Genomic DNA, 17,433 nt, shown 5'->3' with positions numbered 1-17,433 from the left:
ACACTCCTTTTATCCGTTAATTATAGAAAAGGGATCTTATCTTACCTCGAATTTCGCTGATACGCAGCAATTCCTGCAAGTCAGTGATCTCCGGTAGGCACTTAACGCCATGACAGACCCAGGCGTTGACACCCATCCCTGGCGGAATGGGCTTGGCAAGGCTCGGCGGCAGCGTTGCAGGCGTCACGCGCTCAACCGGCAGCGCAAGCACAAGGGCGATGGGGACGCGCTGACGCAAGGCATTTTCCCATTTCGCCATCGCGTCCGCTTTTCCCCGCAGTATGACAACGGTGGGGGGCGTGAGCCACTGCTCGAGCGCCAGAAGCAAGCTGCAACAGGAGTCGGGATGCCGGAGCAAGGCCGGGTAGAAGAGCTGCAGTGCGCGTTCCGCCGCGTGCAGATAACGGAATTCCCCCAGCAGATAACCCATGCGCTGAAGAGTATAGACGGCGACGCCGTTGCCGGATGGTGTTGCATTGTCATAACCAGGCTTGGGACGATGGATCAGATTTTCATGATCATGGCTGGTAAAGAAAAAACCGCCTGCTTCCTTGTCTTCGAACTGGTCCAGAAGAACGTCAGCCAGCGCAATGGCAAAATCCAGATCCACCGGGCGGAACGTTGTCTGCATCAGTTCCAGTAATCCGTCCAGCAGGAAAGCATAATCGTCGAGATAGGCATTGAGACGTGCATTGCCGTCCTTCCAGGTTGCCAGCAGACGGCCGTTTTCCCAGAGTGTGGAACGAATGAAATCCACGGCACAGATAGCCGAGTGCACCCAGTCGTCGCGACCGAATATGCGTCCGGCTCGAGCCATGCCCTTGATCATCAGTCCATTCCAGCTGGTCAGGGTTTTCTCATCCCGTCCGGGACGAACGCGACGTTGGCGCTGTGCAAGCAGTTTCTTGCGCCCTGATTCAAGCCATCGTCGTGCTTCTGTGTAGGTGACACCGAAGTTTTCAGCTATCTCGGGCAGCGATTGGGTCACTGCCAGATGCCAGTATCTGTTTCCGAAGTTTGCTGGCTGAGACAGACCATAGTAACTGGCAGCTACGACATATTCACGACGTGAAAGAATATGCGAGGCTTCGCTGCGATCCCATACGTAGAACTTGCCTTCGACGTTTTCCGAGTCGGCATCCAGAGTGGACCAGTAGCCGGCTCTCGTTCTCTTTTCATCCTCTTCATATTCTGGCTGCATTTCGCGCATGACCCAGGTAGCGGTTTCTTCCACAATCCGGGCAAACAGAGGATTTCCGGACGCGATCCAGGCATCCGCATAGAGGTGCAGCAGGGGGCCATTGTCATAAAGCATTTTTTCAAAATGCGGAATCTGCCACTGCTTGTCGGTACTGTAACGATAGAACCCGCCACCCACCTGGTCGTAGATGCCGCCTTCCGCCATTTTCTCCAATGTCAGCGTGGCCATGTGCAATGCCTCGCTATTGCCCGCAGCGAAGTAGCGTCGCAAACAGAAATCCAGTTCGGTCAGGTGCAGGAACTTCGGCGGCTCGCCAAAACCTCCATTTTTGGAGTCGAACCGGTTTTTCAACTCAGCCAGTGCCTGCTCCAGGGGGCGCTCGGAAAATACCGGAGCCTCCGGTGCTTTTGATGGCAGCATGTTGGCGAAGGATTTGAGCAACGATGCACTCTGGCGTTCGATCTCAGGGCGACGAACGCGGTAGGTTTCCGCCACCCGCGGCAATAAATCGAGGAAACCCGGCAGACCGTGACGCGGCGCTTTCGGAAAGTAGGTGCCGCCGAAGAATGGTTTTTGATCGGGCGTCAGAAAAAGCGTCAGGGGCCAGCCGCCACTGCGCTGTGTCAGCATGTAGAGCGCGGTCTGATAAATCTGATCGATGTCCGGGCGTTCCTCGCGATCCACCTTGATATTGATGAAATACCGGTTCATGACTTCGGCGATTTCCGCATCTTCGAAGCATTCGTGCGCCATCACGTGGCACCAGTGGCAGGCAGAGTAGCCGACGGACAGCAGGATCGGTCTATCTTGCGCGCGGGCAAGCTTCAGGGCTTCTTCTCCCCAGGGATACCAGTCGACAGGATTATCTGCATGTTGCAGCAGGTAGGGGCTGGTTTCACCGACAAGATGGTTGGGCATGGCTTTATGGCGGGAAAGAACGGACTAGTCGGTGATCGCGCCGCGGCTGGCACTCGAGACGAGCTTCGAATATTTAGCGAGCACTCCCCGGGTGTAGCGCGGATGGGGCGATTGCCATTCAGCCCGGCGCCGGGCCAGCTCATCTCCAGGAACGTTGAGCTGCAGCAGCCGTTGCTCGGCGTCTATGGTGATCGAATCGCCTTCCCGCACCAGCGCAATGGTACCGCCTACAAACGCCTCCGGCGCCACGTGTCCAACCACCATTCCATAGGTGCCCCCGGAGAAACGTCCATCGGTGATCAAGCCCACCGAATCTCCGAGTCCCTCGCCAATAAGCGCGGAAGTGGGAGACAGCATTTCACGCATGCCGGGGCCGCCCTTGGGTCCCTCATAGCGTATCACCACCACGTCGCCGGGCTGGATTTCGCGCGCAAGGATAGCTGCCATGCAGGCTTCTTCCGAATCGAATACTCGTGCCGGTCCGGTAATTTTTGGGGATTTCACTCCGGTGATTTTCGCCACGCACCCTTCTGTGGCGAGATTGCCCTTGAGTATGGCGAGGTGGCCCTGAGCGTACAACGGGTTGTCCCACTGGCGAATGACATCCTGATCTTCGCGAGGCTCTGACGGCACATCCTTCAATATCTCGGCAATGGTCTGTCCGCTGATAGTGACGCAGTCGCCATGCAACAGGCCGTGGTCGAGCAGCATTTTCATGACCTGGGGAATGCCCCCTGCCTTGTGCAGGTCGGTGGTGACATACCGTCCCGAAGGTTTGAGATCGCACAGCACCGGCACTTTGCCGCGCATGCGTTCAAAATCATCGATCGTGAGCGTCACTTCGGCCGCATGGGCAATGGCGAGGAAGTGCAAAACAGCATTGGTGGAACCACCCACGGCCATGATCACCGCGATCGCGTTTTCAATGGACTTGCGGGTAATGATGTCGCGCGGACGAATCTGTTTCCTGATGGCGTCCACGAGCACTTCTGCGGAGCGCGCCGCGCTGGTGCGCTTCTCGCCATCCTCCGCAGCCATCGTGGAAGAATAGGGAAGACTCATGCCCATCGCTTCGAAAGCGGACGACATCGTATTGGCAGTGAACATGCCTCCGCAGGAGCCCGCTCCCGGACAGGCATGGCGCTCCACTTCGAGCAGTTCTTTCGCGTCTATCTTATGGGAGGTATATTGCCCGACGGCTTCGAAAGCACTGACAATAGTGAGATCCTTTCCTTTATAGTGACCCGGTTTGATCGTTCCGCCATAAACAAAAATTGCGGGAACATTCATGCGCGCAATGGCGATCATTGCCCCCGGCATGTTCTTGTCACAGCCCCCGATAGCGATCACGCCGTCCATGCTTTCGGCTTGCACCGCCGTTTCGATCGAGTCGGCAATGACTTCGCGGGATACCAGTGAATACTTCATGCCTTCCGTTCCCATGGAGATGCCATCGGAAACGGTGATGGTACCGAACATCTGGGGCATCGCAGCCGCTTGTCTCAATGCCTGCTCGGCGTCCAGCGCCAGTTCGTTCAATCCCTTGTTGCAGGGTGTGATGGTGGAAAAGCCATTGGCCACGCCGACGATCGGTTTGTCGAAATCGTTGTCGCTGAAGCCTACAGCGCGCAGCATCGCGCGGTTGGGGGTACGTTCCGCCCCCTGGGTGATTGCCCGGCTGCGCTGGTTATCTGACATGAGTTACTCCTTGGATTGAAAAAACGGGAATGCAGGCAAATTCTGGCGAATTCCGGTAGTCAGGGGAAGAAGCGGCCGAGGCGCCTGCGAAGCTGTGAGGAAAGAAAAGCAGTTCAACGTCGCTCTTTTCCGTGTTCTCCGCAGTGGATAATCGTCGCCGTATGTATAATGAGGGAAAAATGGAATTCCTTATTCCATTCCTGCCCAACCCTCCGTCAGGAAGGGCTTCCGCTTTCCCTGCCGGTTTTCGCCGGTATGATGTTTTGATGCTGCGCTCGATAAACAAGCTATTTTACCTCAAAAAAATGCAAGCCCATGCTCGTTCATCCTCAGATTGATCCCATTGCCATCCAGTTCGGACCGCTCGCGGTTCGATGGTACGGGCTCATGTATCTCATCGGCTTCGCTTGCTTCATTCTGCTGGGGCGCTACCGCATCAAACGAAATCCCGAGGGGGGGGTCACCATCAGCATACTGGACGATATGCTGTTTTACGGTGTGCTCGGCGTGATCGTGGGCGGCCGCCTAGGTCACATATTTTTTTATCAGTTCGGCTATTATCTGGAGCATCCCCTGGAAATCTTTGCCGTCTGGCAAGGTGGGATGTCATTTCACGGGGGTTTTCTCGGAGTGATAGCCGCCATGGCCCTGTTGGCGCGCAAATATCATCTGCGGTGGCTCGTCGTGACGGATTTCATCGCCCCATTGGTGCCGCTGGGGCTGGGAGCGGGGCGTATCGGCAATTTTATCAATGCCGAGTTATGGGGGCGGCCAACCGATGTGCCCTGGGGTATGATTTTTCCCTATGTCGACAACATTCCCCGCCATCCTTCCCAACTGTACGAATTCGTCCTGGAAGGATTGGTGTTTTTTACATTGATGTGGATTTATTCCGCGAGGCCGAGACCGGTTGGAGCGGTTTCCGGGATGTTTTTGATCGGTTATGGCGTATTCCGCTCGTTTGCAGAGTTTTTCCGCGAGCCGGACGAGGGTTTCATGGGCGTGATGACGCTTGGTATCAGCATGGGTCAGTGGCTGTCGCTACCCATGATCCTGGCCGGGGTAATCATGCTGGTCTGGGCTTATCGTACCCAAGCTCCTGTGTCCGCGCGGAGGAAAGCCGGCAAAGCTGGCAAAGCCGCCAACGCGGTCATCGCGGGGAAGCGCGGCAGCAAAGAGCGATAAACAGCTTTACATGTCTTTGCGCCGTTCCTACAGTCTGATCGCTCCGCTTTACGATGCCTTGCTCGCCGGGGCGGGCACGGGACTGCGGGCAGTCAGTCTTGAGCAATTGCCCCGGCAGGAGAATCTCGACGTTCTCATCAGCGGCATCGGTACCGGGCTCGACCTCCCGCATGTTCCAGCGTGTCATCATTATGTAGGACTGGACCTTACCGCGGCCATGCTGAAGCGGGCAAGACCCAGGATAGGCAATCTGCATGTAGACCTCGTCCAGGGGGACAGCATGTCTCTGCCGTTTGTGGACGCATGCTTCGATCACGTGGTGCTTCACCTCATTCTGGCGATCGTACCGGATGCGCGCGCATGCCTGAAAGAAACAGCGCGGGTACTGAAACCGGGTGGCAGCGTGCTGATACTCGATAAATTTCTGAAGCCAGGGGAACACGCAGTGCTCCGGCGAATGGTGAACCTGCTGTCTCAGCATATCGTGACGCGTCTGGATGTGGTTTTCGAAGAGGTGCTTGCAAGTGTTCCGCAACTGAAAGTGGAGTCAGACCAGCCGCTTCTGGCAGGAGGCTGGTTCCGGAGCATTCGACTCGTTAAAGCCGGTTAGGACGTGACCGGGATATGCGATAAGGGTAGAATTTTTACGAGAGGCGAAATCGTCATCCCATCTTCAGCCGGAATGCCATGCGCTCTAGTGCCGCTTTCACCGTCATCCTTACCATCATTGCCGTGGTCGCAAGCGGAGCGGCCGGATTGGTATCGGCGGACCAAGTAGAGAGGACAGGCAGTGTGAACAGCCCGGGGCCGGATTGGACAGAGGCTTATCACAAAAACGGCCTTGTCATTTTTACGAAGGATATAACGGAGGGACGCCGGGTAATCGCGGTTTCCGAAGTGGAAGTTCCGCCCGAAGCCGTTTTCAATGTTCTCGTCGACTTCGAACATTACCGGGAATTCATGCCGTACGTGAAGGAATCGGAAGTGCTCAGCCGCACCGGCGATAACGAGGTGGTGACCTATGCGCGCATCGCACCGCCGTTTATCAGCGAGCGCGACTATCCCCTCAAGGTCCGGCTCACGCGCAGAGTGGCGGCAGGTGACGACACGCGCAAGGACGGTACCTTCAAGGTCGAGTGGACAGCGCTGCCCCAAGCGAAGCCCGAGGTTGAAGGCGTGGTGCGCATCAAGCTCAACGAGGGGTCGTGGCTGGCGGAGCCCCTGGATGGCGGCAGACACACGCGCCTCACTTATACATTGCTTACCGATCCGGGTGGACTCATTCCGGATTTTGTATTCAATCTTTCGAATACCGTCGCAATACCTGAGCTCTTCGACGCAGTAAGGAAGCGTTCCGCCGAAGCAGTTTCTGGACGGAAGTAATCAGCCCGACAGCACACTATCTGTTTGTTCCCTTTGGATTTTCCAGAGCAATAGATTACCCATATGTTTGAGCTGAAGACCTTGTTTCTCTTCCTGGCTACAGCGCTTGCCGAGATCGTTGGTTGCTATCTACCCTACCTTTGGCTTAAACAGGACGGGAGTGCCTGGCTTCTTGTTCCTGCTGCTGCAAGCCTTGCACTATTTGCATGGCTTCTCACGCTTCATCCGACGGACGCCGGTCGTACATACGCGGCTTACGGAGGTGTTTACGTTTTCGTAGCAGTACTTTGGTTGTGGGCTATTGATGGGGTCAGGCCGACTGCCTGGGATATGGCAGGTTCTCTTCTGGCGCTGACAGGTATGGCAATTATCATGTTCGGGCCAAGACATGCATAATTTACATAAGCCCAAGAGTGATTTGCAATGCAATGAAGCGATGCTGCGCGGTTGATGCCGTCACCTTAAACCGTACAATTCTTGAGCAGAAATTTCTCATAAAATATAGAACGCTGTCTTTTCCACAAAGACGGAAATCAATAGGTTCTCACTAAACGATCTGCTGACAGGGAACTGCCAGTTGGCATAAGTTCAAAAATCATTGAGAAGGTTTTCAACAGGAGAAAATAGATGGTCACGAGAAGGATGATCGCCTTGCCGGGTCTGCTGTCAGTTGTTTTGTTTGCCGGCTGTTCGGCGATTTCGACGACACCGGAGGGCAGATCCGTTGAGCTTGTCACAGAAAAACCGAGTGGTAATTGCAAGCCGCTGGGTGACGCGGTCGGCTCCCAAGGTAACTGGATTACCGGCGACTACACTTCGAATGAAAATCTTCTCATCGGCGCCAGAAATGATCTGCGCAACAGGGCCGCCAAAATGGGTGGAAACTACGTCTGGGTGCAGAACTCCGCCAATACGAATGCATGGGGCAGCAAGGGCACGACAAACACGACAGTGCTGGGTGTCGTTTATCGCTGCGAGTGATTCCTCGCACCCGGGTCCCGAATACCCGGCCTGAATTTACTCCTATAGGGCAGAGTGCTCCGGAAATGTCCAGCAAGGTTTACTATAACAGCGCATGCCCCGTCTGCAACGCGGGCATAAAAGAGCAGCGCCGCCGTATGGAAGCATGCGGTATCAAGGACATTGAGTGGATTGATGTGCACGCGCAGCCGGAAGCTGTTGCAGAAGTAGATGCCTCGCTGGAACAGGTGCGCGAGCGGCTGCACGTAAAAAGACAGGAGGGCCGGATTGACGTGGGCGTGGATGCCTTCACGCGACTCTGGTCACAAACACCGGGGCAGCGCTGGCTGGCAAGGCTTTTTCGGTTGCCCGTGCTCCGGCAGCTTTCACGTCTGGCGTACAACGCCTTTGCCGGAAGGCTGTACCGGTGGAATCGCGCAAAAAAACACTGGTAGGCGCACTGGCAGGCGCCAGTGACCAGGAAACAATTCACGCAGCTATTTCCTGATCAGGAAAGTTTGGTGAAAATCCCGTTTCGACGCTAGTTCCCGGTTTTGCCCAGGGCCCAGGTAACGCTTTCCCCAGCTCGGAATGGAATCAGGCTTTCGCCGCCAAATTCCAGTTGTGCCGGCACACCCCAGTTTTCCTTCTTCAACGTAATCTTGTCCTGGTTGCGCGGTAGTTGGTAGAAATCCGCGCCATGAAAACTGGCAAAGGCTTCCAGTTTTTCCAGTGCGCCCGCCTGTTCGAATGCTTCCGCATAAAGCTCGATCGCTGCGTGAGCAGTATAGATGCCGGCGCAGCCGCAGGCATTTTCCTTGGCCGATTGCGCGTGGGGGGCGCTATCGGTGCCGAGGAAAAATTTCGGATTGCCGCTGGTAGCCGCCTCGATCAGCTTCTGCCGGTGGGTTTCCCGCTTGAGGATGGGCAGGCAATAGTGGTGAGGCCGAATACCGCCTTGAAAAAGGGCATTCCGGCTCATCAGGAGGTGGTGCGCCGTGATGGTGGCGGCGATGGTTTCCGGTGTGCCGACGATAAACTCTACCGCTTCCCGCGTGGTGATATGCTCGAATACCACGCGGAGTTGCGGAAAGCGTCCCGTCAACGGGATCAACACCCGTTCAAGAAAGACCTTTTCCCTGTCGAATACATCCACCTCAGGATCAGTTACCTCACCGTGCACCAGCAGGGGCATATCCGCTTGCTCCATGGCTTCCAGAGTTTCATGGCACCTGGCAATATTGGTAACTCCGGCTGCGGAGTTTGTGGTTGCACCGGCGGGATAGTATTTGATGCCGTGGATTACCCCGCTTCTTTTTGCTTCGATGATTTCCGAAGGGGAGGTGTTATCGGTCAGGTAGAGGGTCATCAGCGGCTCGAAGCGCACGCCGTGCGGCAGGGCGGCAAGAAGTCGCGCGCGATACGCCAGCGCCATTTCCGTGGTGATGACGGGAGGCTTGAGGTTGGGCATGACGATTGCGCGGGCAAAACGGCGGGCAGTGTCCGACAGCACGGCCCGCATGTGTTCGCCGTCGCGGAGATGCAGGTGAAAGTCGTCCGGGCGGGTAAGTGTGAAGGTATTCAAGATAGCTGCAGCATCTGTTTTTTTATTTAACTGGCACGAAAAATACCATGAGTCTCCCATTGAGGATTCAAGAGGACTCGAGTCTGCTATTCCCCGATTAATTCATTGTAAATTGCAGGAGGGGCAAGCGAAGCATCGCGCATCGCAGCAAATGATGGTTTGGTCCCCGCCTTCCCTCATTCTGCACTACTGTCTCCTGTTCTAGTCCTTGATGCGGCCTAGCAGTGTCTCGCTCGTGCAGGGTTTCTTTTCGGCAATCAACGCGGTTGCGGCGCCCACCTGTCCCCAGGTATTCCAGAGCAGAACACCGCGTACGAGGCCATCGCGCAGGTAATAAATCACGCCCTTGCGGAAGGGCTCTACCCAATCTTCGACAATATCGAGACTGGAATCGAGTTCACCGACTGCTTCATAACCCAGATCAAACAGGTCGGAATAAAAGAAGGGCTGGTGATGATAGGGCTCCGGGCTCCCTGCCATGTTTCGTCCCGCCGCTTCTCCCATCATGTTTGCATTGTCTTCATGCTCGACCCGCATGCGCTTGTCGAGCAAGGGACTGTAGAAGTTGGCGACGTCGCCAGCGGCATAGATATCAGGATTGCTGCTGCGCAGGAACTCATCCACTACGATGCCGTTGTCAACCGCGAGCCCGGCCTGGACGGCCAGTTCCGTGTTAGGAAGAATACCCAGTCCTGCCACTACTCCATCGGCGGAAATCTCGGTTCCGCTCCCCGTGGTAACAATTTTTTTGGTCCCATCCGTCCTGATCGAAGTGACAGTTTCGGGGGCGAGCACGATTACACCCTTTTCGCGATAGTAGGAATTCAGGAATTCGACGAGGGGTCGCGGATAAATACGCGAGCTAATTCCGTGTTCCGGAAAAATCATGGTGACCCGTTTATCATTCATGGCGAGCGCGGCGGCGATTTCCGAACCGATGAAGCCGCCGCCGATCACGACAAAATCCGAACCCTGGTTACTCAATTCCCGCAGCTTGAGGTAATCGTCCGCCGTCCGGTAGTAGATTATCCCGCTGTCGAAATGGGGAAAGCGGCGCACCTCGCCCCCCGTGGCAAGCAAAAGTTTTTCATAGGTATAGATGTTGCCTGCATTGTCCGTAGCCGTCTTTTTTGCAGGATCCAGCGCTACTATTTTTTTTCCGAGGTGCATGGCAACGTTCAGCCCGTGCTCGCTTCGCCAGATCGAATCATAGGGTGAGTCCTTCCATAGCGCCTTGGAAAGGGGCGGACGGTTGTAAGGACGATGCAACTCCTCTCCGATGACGGCGATTGCGCCATCGGGGTCAATCTTACGGATACCGTGTACAGCAGAATCGGCGGTCATTCCGCCCCCGACAATAAGGTATTTATGGTGTTTCATGCTGGTTTCCTTTGTAGTTATATGAAGCGCAGGTTAAAAATTGACCCCGTTGTCATGTTCCGAAACCTTTTGTGTGACGATGTTGCGCGATAGAGAGCGGAACTCTGTAATAGCGAACCTATCCAATAAAATCGGAAACTTCATAAAACTATGTAAACTTTAATCCCTCTTGAAGAGGAAAATTGCCGGTGCATACAAGGGGATAGGCCAGCAGCAGGGCAAGTTCCATTGCCCTATGAATCGTAGAGAGACTGTGCCTCATTATTCAACAATCCTCACGCCAGTATATAATGGGTTCCTCCATGAATTCAAAGCCAAGCTGGGCATGTCCCGAAATTGAACGATGACTGAAGTGAAAACGGATTCAGAAGCAAACACGATTGATATTTGTGTACAGCACGCGCGCGAGATACTAGCGTCCCAACTTCCGCAAGTTAAAGACAAAGGGTATGATTTTGCGCCTCTTTTCAGGCAGATGACCATCCAGTTATATCTGGTGGGCGTGATGTGGCGGTGCAGCGAAAGACTCGGCGTGGCGGGAGATACTCGCGATCATGCCTTTGAAGCGATGCAATCCATGCTCATAGCCGATGGCATGAAAAAGAAAGAAGCTCAACAGCGTATCGTGTTCCTGCGCAACATGTCGCGGGTGGAAGACGGAACAGACACGCTTGCCGTATCGACTGGCTATGAAGCGGTTCCGAACGATGACAGCATGACGCGCCTTTTTGATGAATACCGCAACGAGGCGCGGGTATCCGGTTCGCTATGGCGACTTTTTGAGCGCGGTAAAAAGATCATGTTCATCGGCGGCGCGGCGGCAGCCTTTGTAACGATCTGGGCCGTGACCATCTTTCTGCCGAAAACCGAGGGAATCGACATACTGGCAGCCGGCCTTCTGGCTGCTGCGTTTGTTGTCGTTCCGACATTCCTGATCGGGCTGTTGATTTATCGGACGAAGATGAAAAAATCCGTCCCCCCTGCGTCTTCGCAATCATGATTGGACGAAGAGGCACGTTTATGGGGCGGGGCACGGTTTCCAGTCAGGGTTCCGGTGAGCAGTCTGCTTTGCACGCATAATGCGGGGTTTCGCAGGATATACAATCAGAGTGAAAGATACTAACAGCCGAAGCATTCTCCGTTATCTGCTCGTTCTCTTTCCTGCCGCGCCACAATCATAATGAGCGCGAAGATCATTGACGGCAAGAGGTTGAGCCAGGAGGTAAGGGGGGAGTGTCAGGCGCGGGCAGCGCGTTTGGCGGAAAAAGGTACCCAGCCGGGGCTGGCCGTGGTTATCGTGGGAGACAATCCGGCTTCCATAGTGTATGTGCGAAACAAGGCCAAGGCCTGTAGCGAAACGGGCATCTATTCCGAAGTCCACGAATTCCCGGAAAACGCCGACCAGGATGAGGTGATTGGACGCATTCAGGAATTGAACAGGAATCCCGGAATTCACGGCATCCTCGTTCAATTGCCTCTGCCACGGCATTTCGACAGCAGCAGAGTCATCGAGTCTGTGGCCGTGGAAAAAGACGTGGATGGCTTCCATCTTTATAATATAGGCGCACTTGTAACCGGTAGCAGCATTTTCCCGCCTTGCACGCCCAACGGCGTGATGAAAATGCTGGAAAAATATGATATCCCGATCGAGGGGCAGCACGCGGTAATAGTAGGCCGCAGTAATATCGTGGGCAAACCGATGGCGCTGATGCTGCTGCAAAAAGGTGCAACCGTTACTATCTGCACGTCCAGAACACGGAACTTGTCGGAACACACCAGCCGCGCCGATATCCTGATAGTTGCTGCGGGCAGACCATGCCTGGTCACCGCCATGATGGTGAAACCGGGAGCGACAGTAATAGACGTCGGCATCAACCGCCTGCCCGACGGAAAACTGGCGGGGGACGTGGATTTTGAATCGGTCAAGGAAAAGGCGGGTTATATCACGCCTGTCCCGGGGGGAGTAGGCCCCATGACCATTGCGATGCTGCTGTGCAACACCGTTGTGGCCGCCGAGCAGGCGCACGCCCGATTGCAGGGTAATTGACAGCGCCTCTATCACATCGGGCAAGCGCCCGACAATTTCGAGACAAGACATGGAACCTATACCCGATATAGACCCGACTGAAACGCAGGAATGGCTGGAGGCGCTGGAATCCGTGTTGACCCACGAGGGGACGGAGCGGGCGCACTACCTGCTGGAAAGACTGGTGGAAAAAGCACGCCGGTCAGGCGCCTATCTTCCCTATAGCGCCACCACGGCCTATATCAATACCATTCCTCTGGGAAAGGAAGAGCGGTCGCCGGGAAATCATGCGCTGGAGCACCGCATCCGTTCCTATGTCCGCTGGAATTCCATGGCCATGGTGTTGCGCGCCAACCGGAACTCCAACGTCGGCGGGCATATTGCCAGCTTTGCCTCGGCCGCTACGCTATATGATGTAGGCTATAACCATTTCTGGCACGCCAGGTCGGAGAATCACGGTGGCGACCTGATATTTGCACAGGGACATTCATCGCCCGGTCTTTACGCCTATGCTTTTCTGCTGGGGGAACTGACAGAGGAGCAACTCAATAATTTCCGGCGGGAGGTGGGCGGAAAGGGATTGTCTTCCTATCCGCATCCGTGGTTGATGCCTGACTTCTGGCAGTTCCCGACGGTGTCAATGGGACTTGGGCCGCTGATGGCGATATATCATGCGCGCTTCATGAAGTATCTGGATAGCCGCGGACTGGTCAAGACGGAGGGCCGCAAAGTCTGGGCGTTCATGGGCGATGGAGAAATGGATGAACCTGAATCACTGGGGTCCATTTCGCTTGCGTCGCGCGAGAACCTGGACAACCTGATTTTCGTCATCAACTGCAACCTTCAGCGTCTCGACGGGCCGGTACGTGGAAATGGCAAGATCATCCAGGAACTGGAAGCCGCTTTTCGCGGGTCCGGCTGGAACGTCATCAAGGTAATTTGGGGCTCATACTGGGATCCATTGCTTGCTAAAGACACGAAGGGGTTGCTGCAACAACGCATGATGGAATGCGTGGATGGCGAATATCAGACTTTCAAGTCGAGAGACGGCGCCTATGTGCGTGAACATTTCTTCGGCAAATATCCGGAGTTGCTCGAAATGGTGGCGAATATGTCCGACGACGACATATGGCGCCTGAACCGAGGCGGCCACGACCCGCATAAGGTCTATGCCGCGTATTCAGCGGCGGTGAAGCACAAGGGTCAGCCCACCGTAATCCTCGCCAAAACGATCAAGGGTTATGGAATGGGTGAAGCCGGCGAGGCCCAGAATATCACTCATCAGCAGAAAAAGATGGGTACGACTTCACTCAAAGCGTTTCGTGATCGCTTTGGCCTGCCAATCAGCGATGATGAGATCGACTCGGTACCCTACCTGAAATTCGACAAGGATTCTCCGGAAGCCGTCTACATGCACCAGCAGCGGGAGGCATTGGGGGGGTTCGTCCACCGCCGCCAGCGTGAAGCCGAGCCCCTGCAGATCCCACCGCTGTCCGCCTTCGACACATTGCTCAAGGCAAGCGGGGAGGGAAGGGAATCTTCCACCACCATGGCTTTTGTGCGCATCCTCAATATCCTCATAAAAGACAAGAACATCGGCAAGCGGGTCGTGCCGATTGTGGCGGATGAGTCGCGCACCTTCGGCATGGAAGGCATGTTCCGGCAACTGGGCATCTGGTCTTCTACCGGACAGCTCTATACGCCCGAGGATGCCGAGCAACTGATGTACTACAAGGAAGACAAGAACGGGCAGATCCTGCAGGAAGGTATCAATGAGGCGGGGGCCATGTCGTCATGGATGTCCGCGGCAACGGCCTACAGTTCTCATGGCGTGCAGATGATCCCGTTCTACATTTACTATTCGATGTTCGGCTTCCAGCGCGTGGGGGATCTTTGCTGGGCGGCGGGAGACATGCGCTGCCGCGGTTTCCTGCTGGGCGGCACTGCAGGGCGCACCACACTGAATGGCGAGGGGTTGCAGCACGAGGACGGCCACAGCCATCTGGCGGCATCGACTGTCCCCAATTGCATATCCTATGACCCGACCTTTGCCTACGAACTCGCGGTGATTATCCGGGATGGCCTGCGCCGCATGTACGAAATGCAGGAAGATGTCTATTACTACATCACGGTGATGAACGAAAACTATTCGCACCCGGAGATGCCTGCAGGGGCGGAAGAAGGAATTCTGAAAGGCATGTACCTGTTCCGGGAAGGCAAGCCGGCAGGAGAAAAGGGTTCCGGGTTGCGTGTTCAATTGCTCGGGTCCGGCACCATTCTGCGCGAGGTGATCGCTGCGGCTGAAATACTGGAGAAGGAATTCGGTGTGACGGGTGATATCTGGAGTGTAACCAGCTTTACCCAGTTGAGACGCGAAGCGCTGGCGACAACGCGCTGGAACATGCTGCATCCTACAGAACCGGCAAGATTGTCGCACGTCAGCACGTGTCTCAAGGACCGGGAAGGTCCGGTGGTGGCGGCTACGGATTACATGAAGATTTTTGCCGACCAGATACGTGAATTTATCCCAGGGCGATACAAGGTGCTGGGTACAGATGGATTCGGACGTTCCGATACGCGCGAGCAATTGCGCGGCTTCTTCGAGGTCGACCGTCATTACATTACGATAGCCGCTCTGAAAGCGCTGGCCGAAGATGGCAGAATCGAGGCGGAAATGGTGGCGCAGGCCATAGGCAAATTTGGCCTCGACCCTGATAAACCCAATCCGATGACCATATGAGAAGGCGGCAGTGAACTTTTGTGCGCGGAGAAGGCTAAACAACAGGATCTGAGCGCGTCGTTTAGCCTTGTTCTTCATCGAGTCGCCCAATTGGGAATTGGAGGGGGGAACGGCGACTGCACTACCAGGAGCCGGGGAGCTTGAAAGGCGACATCCTCCTGCTGTGATCATTTCGTTGTGGAAAGCCGGGATTATCTAATACGAGAAGGAAGAGGCGTGGCAGAGACTAAACAGGTATTGATTCCCGATATTGGCGACTTTAAAGACGTTCCCATAATAGAAGTGCTGGTGAAACCCGGCGATTCGATCAAGGCGGAAGACTCGTTGATTGTGCTTGAATCGGACAAGGCCACCATAGAAGTGCCTTCTCCTTTTGCTGGCATAATCAGAGAGTTATCCGTGAAGGTGGGCGACAAGGTATCTGAAGGTTCGCCCATCCTGACGCTGGAAGCTTCAGAAGCGGAGCAAGCGTCGCCCGCTGAGCAACGGGAAGTGGCACCTGCTTCAACGCCGGCTCCCGCTCCAACCATCGCTTCTCCGGAACAAGCGCCGCGGCCAGCGACACAATCTGGTGCGCAACCCCAATCTACTGCGCAACCCCAACCTTCGGGTTCTTCTCCACGCTCTGCATTCGTTCCTTCTCCGATAGATGAAGCTACGTTTGCGAAGGCACACGCCAGTCCTTCGGTTCGGCGCTTTGCGCGCGAACTTGGAGTGAATCTGGCGCTGGTAAAGGGTAACGGTCCCAAGCAGCGCATTCTCAAGGAAGACGTGCAGGCTTTTGTCAAGGCTGAACTTTCCAAGCCAAGGGGTGGCGGAACCGAGCTCAATCTGCTGCCCTGGCCTCAACCCGATTTTGCGAAATTCGGTCCAGTGGAATTTAAGCCGCTATCGCGAATCAAAAAAATATCCGGGGCGAATCTGCACCGCAACTGGGTCATGATTCCACACGTGACGCAGTTTGACGAAGCGGATATTACCGAGCTGGAAACCCTGCGCAAAGAAACAAACGAATCTTCAAAAGAAGAAGGTGTGAAAGTTACCCTGCTCGCGTTTCTGCTGCGGGCTTCGATAGCGGTACTGAAGAAGTTTCCCGAGTTCAATGCCTCGCTGACCAGTGAAGGCGATGAAATGAATCTCGTGGTCAAGAATTATTACCATCTCGGCTTTGCAGCGGATACACCTCATGGACTGGTAGTCCCCGTGATTCGGGATGTGGACAAGAAAGGGGTCATCGCCATTGCCAAGGAAATGTCTGATCTCGCAGCTTGGGCGCGCGCGGGCAAACTCAAGCCCACCGATATGCAGGGAGCGAGTTTTACCATTTCCAGCCTCGGGGGCATCGGCGGCACTGCGTTCACGCCCATTATCAATGCGCCGGAAGTGGCGATTCTCGGTGTTTCGCGTGCAGTGATGAAGCCCGTTTATCGGGATGGCGAATTTGTCCCGCGCCTGATGCTGCCATTATCTCTTTCCTATGATCATAGAGTAATCGACGGTGCGACAGCAGCGCGCTTTACGACGCACCTGGTCGAAGTGCTGGCTGATCTGCGTCGTGTGCTGTTGTAAAAAACAGATTATTCAGGGAAGGCGGGGAAGACAGGTGAAGACAACTGTCGGCGTTTTTTGTCCGCTTGAGCAGCTTCGCAGGATCAGCGTTTTTCCCGTCCGATAATGAATGATTTCCCTGTTTCTCCGGTCGGTGTTTTTGGGGGCACCTTCGATCCCGTTCACTATGGGCACTTGCGCATCGCCGAAGAAATTGCCGAACTGGCCGGGTTGAGGGAAATGCGTTTTGTTCCCGCCGGCATTCCCCGGCTACGCCGCGGTCCGGAAGCATCATTGGAACATAGGTTGGAAATGGTTCGTCTGGCCATCGATGGAAATTCCCGTTTTATTCTCGATGAACGAGAGGTAATACGCGGAGGTGTGAGCTACAGCGTGGATACCTTGCGCGAACTCAGGCAGGAACTGGGGAAGGATGCCGTACTCTGCTTCGTTACCGGAGCGGATGCATTCATCAGGCTGGCCGAGTGGCACAGGTGGCGGGAACTGTTCGAGTTATGTCACTTCATTATTGCGGCTCGCCCCGGTCATTTGCTTTCCACGGAGGACAGAACGTCGCCCGGAGCGCTGCCACAGGAATTGGAAGAGGAATGCCGGGAGCGCTGGACGTCGAGTGCAGAGAGTCTTAAATATACATCCGGGGGCTTGATCTTTACTGCGCAGACGACATTGCTGGATATTTCGGCAACGGCCATCCGCAGACGGGTCGCCTCAGGAAAAAGTATCCGCTATCTGGTTCCCGAGGATACTCGGGATTATATTGCTGCTAATGATCTGTACCGGGAATAAAG

At 55.2% G+C, this 17,433-nt stretch carries 15 protein-coding genes; 11 read left to right on the top strand and 4 right to left on the bottom strand.

Going from position 1 to position 17,433, the window contains the following annotated elements; genetic code table 11:
- Nucleotides 1–16 precede the first annotated feature (16 nt).
- On the bottom strand, nucleotides 17–2,119 hold the full coding sequence (locus BMY01_RS03735) for a thioredoxin domain-containing protein (protein ID WP_074744400.1): 2,103 nt from the start codon (nucleotides 2,117–2,119) through the stop codon (nucleotides 17–19).
- Between the two features lie 24 nt (nucleotides 2,120–2,143).
- Nucleotides 2,144–3,817, bottom strand: a complete 1,674-nt coding sequence (gene ilvD, locus BMY01_RS03730; protein WP_074744399.1) for a dihydroxy-acid dehydratase — start codon at nucleotides 3,815–3,817, stop codon at nucleotides 2,144–2,146.
- A 315-nt stretch (nucleotides 3,818–4,132) separates the two neighbouring features.
- Here ilvD and lgt point away from each other — a divergent pair, with 315 nt between their 5' ends.
- The 6 genes from lgt (at nucleotide 4,133) to BMY01_RS03695 (ending at nucleotide 7,800) form a co-directional block, all read left to right on the top strand.
- Nucleotides 4,133–5,002, top strand: a complete 870-nt coding sequence (gene lgt / locus BMY01_RS03720; RefSeq protein WP_074744397.1) for a prolipoprotein diacylglyceryl transferase — start codon at nucleotides 4,133–4,135, stop codon at nucleotides 5,000–5,002.
- Nucleotides 5,003–5,012: 10 nt separating this feature from the next.
- Nucleotides 5,013–5,612 carry a class I SAM-dependent methyltransferase gene (locus BMY01_RS03715; RefSeq protein WP_074744395.1) on the top strand — a complete coding sequence of 200 codons (600 nt, stop codon included), beginning with the start codon at nucleotides 5,013–5,015 and terminating at the stop codon, nucleotides 5,610–5,612.
- 77 nt (nucleotides 5,613–5,689) lie between these two features.
- On the top strand, nucleotides 5,690–6,385 hold the full coding sequence (locus BMY01_RS03710; protein ID WP_074744393.1) for an START domain-containing protein: 696 nt from the start codon (nucleotides 5,690–5,692) through the stop codon (nucleotides 6,383–6,385).
- Between the two features lie 63 nt (nucleotides 6,386–6,448).
- Nucleotides 6,449–6,781: a YnfA family protein gene (locus tag BMY01_RS03705; protein WP_074744391.1), complete on the top strand. Its 333-nt coding sequence runs from the start codon at nucleotides 6,449–6,451 to the stop codon at nucleotides 6,779–6,781.
- 231 nt (nucleotides 6,782–7,012) lie between these two features.
- Nucleotides 7,013–7,366, top strand: coding sequence for a DUF4156 domain-containing protein (locus BMY01_RS03700; RefSeq protein WP_074704996.1), 354 nt, complete (start codon nucleotides 7,013–7,015; stop codon nucleotides 7,364–7,366).
- A 65-nt stretch (nucleotides 7,367–7,431) separates the two neighbouring features.
- On the top strand, nucleotides 7,432–7,800 hold the full coding sequence (locus tag BMY01_RS03695; protein ID WP_074744389.1) for a thiol-disulfide oxidoreductase DCC family protein: 369 nt from the start codon (nucleotides 7,432–7,434) through the stop codon (nucleotides 7,798–7,800).
- A gap of 86 nt (nucleotides 7,801–7,886) precedes the next feature.
- Here the strand turns inward: BMY01_RS03695 and pyrC are convergent, their stop codons facing one another.
- Both pyrC and BMY01_RS03685 read right to left on the bottom strand, forming a co-directional pair.
- Complete coding sequence (pyrC, locus tag BMY01_RS03690) at nucleotides 7,887–8,930, bottom strand: dihydroorotase (protein ID WP_175463196.1); 1,044 nt, start codon at nucleotides 8,928–8,930, stop codon at nucleotides 7,887–7,889.
- 201 nt (nucleotides 8,931–9,131) lie between these two features.
- Nucleotides 9,132–10,310, bottom strand: a complete 1,179-nt coding sequence (locus BMY01_RS03685; RefSeq protein WP_074744387.1) for an NAD(P)/FAD-dependent oxidoreductase — start codon at nucleotides 10,308–10,310, stop codon at nucleotides 9,132–9,134.
- A 343-nt stretch (nucleotides 10,311–10,653) separates the two neighbouring features.
- Between BMY01_RS03685 and BMY01_RS03680 the strand changes: the two genes are divergently transcribed.
- The 5 genes from BMY01_RS03680 to nadD all read left to right on the top strand — a co-directional run bounded on the left by BMY01_RS03680 (nucleotide 10,654) and on the right by nadD (nucleotide 17,431).
- Nucleotides 10,654–11,310 (top strand): hypothetical protein, encoded by a 657-nt coding sequence (locus tag BMY01_RS03680; protein WP_074744385.1) that lies wholly within the window; start codon nucleotides 10,654–10,656, stop codon nucleotides 11,308–11,310.
- Between the two features lie 180 nt (nucleotides 11,311–11,490).
- On the top strand, nucleotides 11,491–12,357 hold the full coding sequence (gene folD / locus BMY01_RS03675) for a bifunctional methylenetetrahydrofolate dehydrogenase/methenyltetrahydrofolate cyclohydrolase FolD (protein ID WP_074744383.1): 867 nt from the start codon (nucleotides 11,491–11,493) through the stop codon (nucleotides 12,355–12,357).
- 49 nt (nucleotides 12,358–12,406) lie between these two features.
- Complete coding sequence (gene aceE / locus BMY01_RS03670) at nucleotides 12,407–15,076, top strand: pyruvate dehydrogenase (acetyl-transferring), homodimeric type (RefSeq protein WP_074744381.1); 2,670 nt, start codon at nucleotides 12,407–12,409, stop codon at nucleotides 15,074–15,076.
- A 216-nt stretch (nucleotides 15,077–15,292) separates the two neighbouring features.
- Nucleotides 15,293–16,645 (top strand): dihydrolipoyllysine-residue acetyltransferase, encoded by a 1,353-nt coding sequence (gene aceF, locus BMY01_RS03665; protein WP_074744379.1) that lies wholly within the window; start codon nucleotides 15,293–15,295, stop codon nucleotides 16,643–16,645.
- Nucleotides 16,646–16,750: 105 nt separating this feature from the next.
- Nucleotides 16,751–17,431 (top strand): nicotinate-nucleotide adenylyltransferase, encoded by a 681-nt coding sequence (gene nadD / locus BMY01_RS03660; RefSeq protein WP_074744377.1) that lies wholly within the window; start codon nucleotides 16,751–16,753, stop codon nucleotides 17,429–17,431.
- Nucleotides 17,432–17,433 lie beyond the last annotated feature (2 nt).

The organism is Nitrosospira multiformis (assembly GCF_900110185.1).
Classification (GTDB): Bacteria; Pseudomonadota; Gammaproteobacteria; order Burkholderiales; family Nitrosomonadaceae; genus Nitrosospira; species Nitrosospira multiformis_A.
This window is presented reverse-complemented; position numbering and strand designations above follow the sequence as displayed.

Coding starts and splice junctions, on each gene's coding strand:
- BMY01_RS03735 (WP_074744400.1), bottom strand. CDS start 2,119: ATGCCCAACCATCTTGTCGGTGAAACCAGCCCCTACCTGCTGCAACAT.
- ilvD (WP_074744399.1), bottom strand. CDS start 3,817: ATGTCAGATAACCAGCGCAGCCGGGCAATCACCCAGGGGGCGGAACGT.
- lgt (WP_074744397.1), top strand. CDS start 4,133: ATGCTCGTTCATCCTCAGATTGATCCCATTGCCATCCAGTTCGGACCG.
- BMY01_RS03715 (WP_074744395.1), top strand. CDS start 5,013: ATGTCTTTGCGCCGTTCCTACAGTCTGATCGCTCCGCTTTACGATGCC.
- BMY01_RS03710 (WP_074744393.1), top strand. CDS start 5,690: ATGCGCTCTAGTGCCGCTTTCACCGTCATCCTTACCATCATTGCCGTG.
- BMY01_RS03705 (WP_074744391.1), top strand. CDS start 6,449: ATGTTTGAGCTGAAGACCTTGTTTCTCTTCCTGGCTACAGCGCTTGCC.
- BMY01_RS03700 (WP_074704996.1), top strand. CDS start 7,013: ATGGTCACGAGAAGGATGATCGCCTTGCCGGGTCTGCTGTCAGTTGTT.
- BMY01_RS03695 (WP_074744389.1), top strand. CDS start 7,432: ATGTCCAGCAAGGTTTACTATAACAGCGCATGCCCCGTCTGCAACGCG.
- BMY01_RS03685 (WP_074744387.1), bottom strand. CDS start 10,310: ATGAAACACCATAAATACCTTATTGTCGGGGGCGGAATGACCGCCGAT.
- BMY01_RS03680 (WP_074744385.1), top strand. CDS start 10,654: ATGACTGAAGTGAAAACGGATTCAGAAGCAAACACGATTGATATTTGT.
- folD (WP_074744383.1), top strand. CDS start 11,491: ATGAGCGCGAAGATCATTGACGGCAAGAGGTTGAGCCAGGAGGTAAGG.
- aceE (WP_074744381.1), top strand. CDS start 12,407: ATGGAACCTATACCCGATATAGACCCGACTGAAACGCAGGAATGGCTG.
- nadD (WP_074744377.1), top strand. CDS start 16,751: ATGAATGATTTCCCTGTTTCTCCGGTCGGTGTTTTTGGGGGCACCTTC.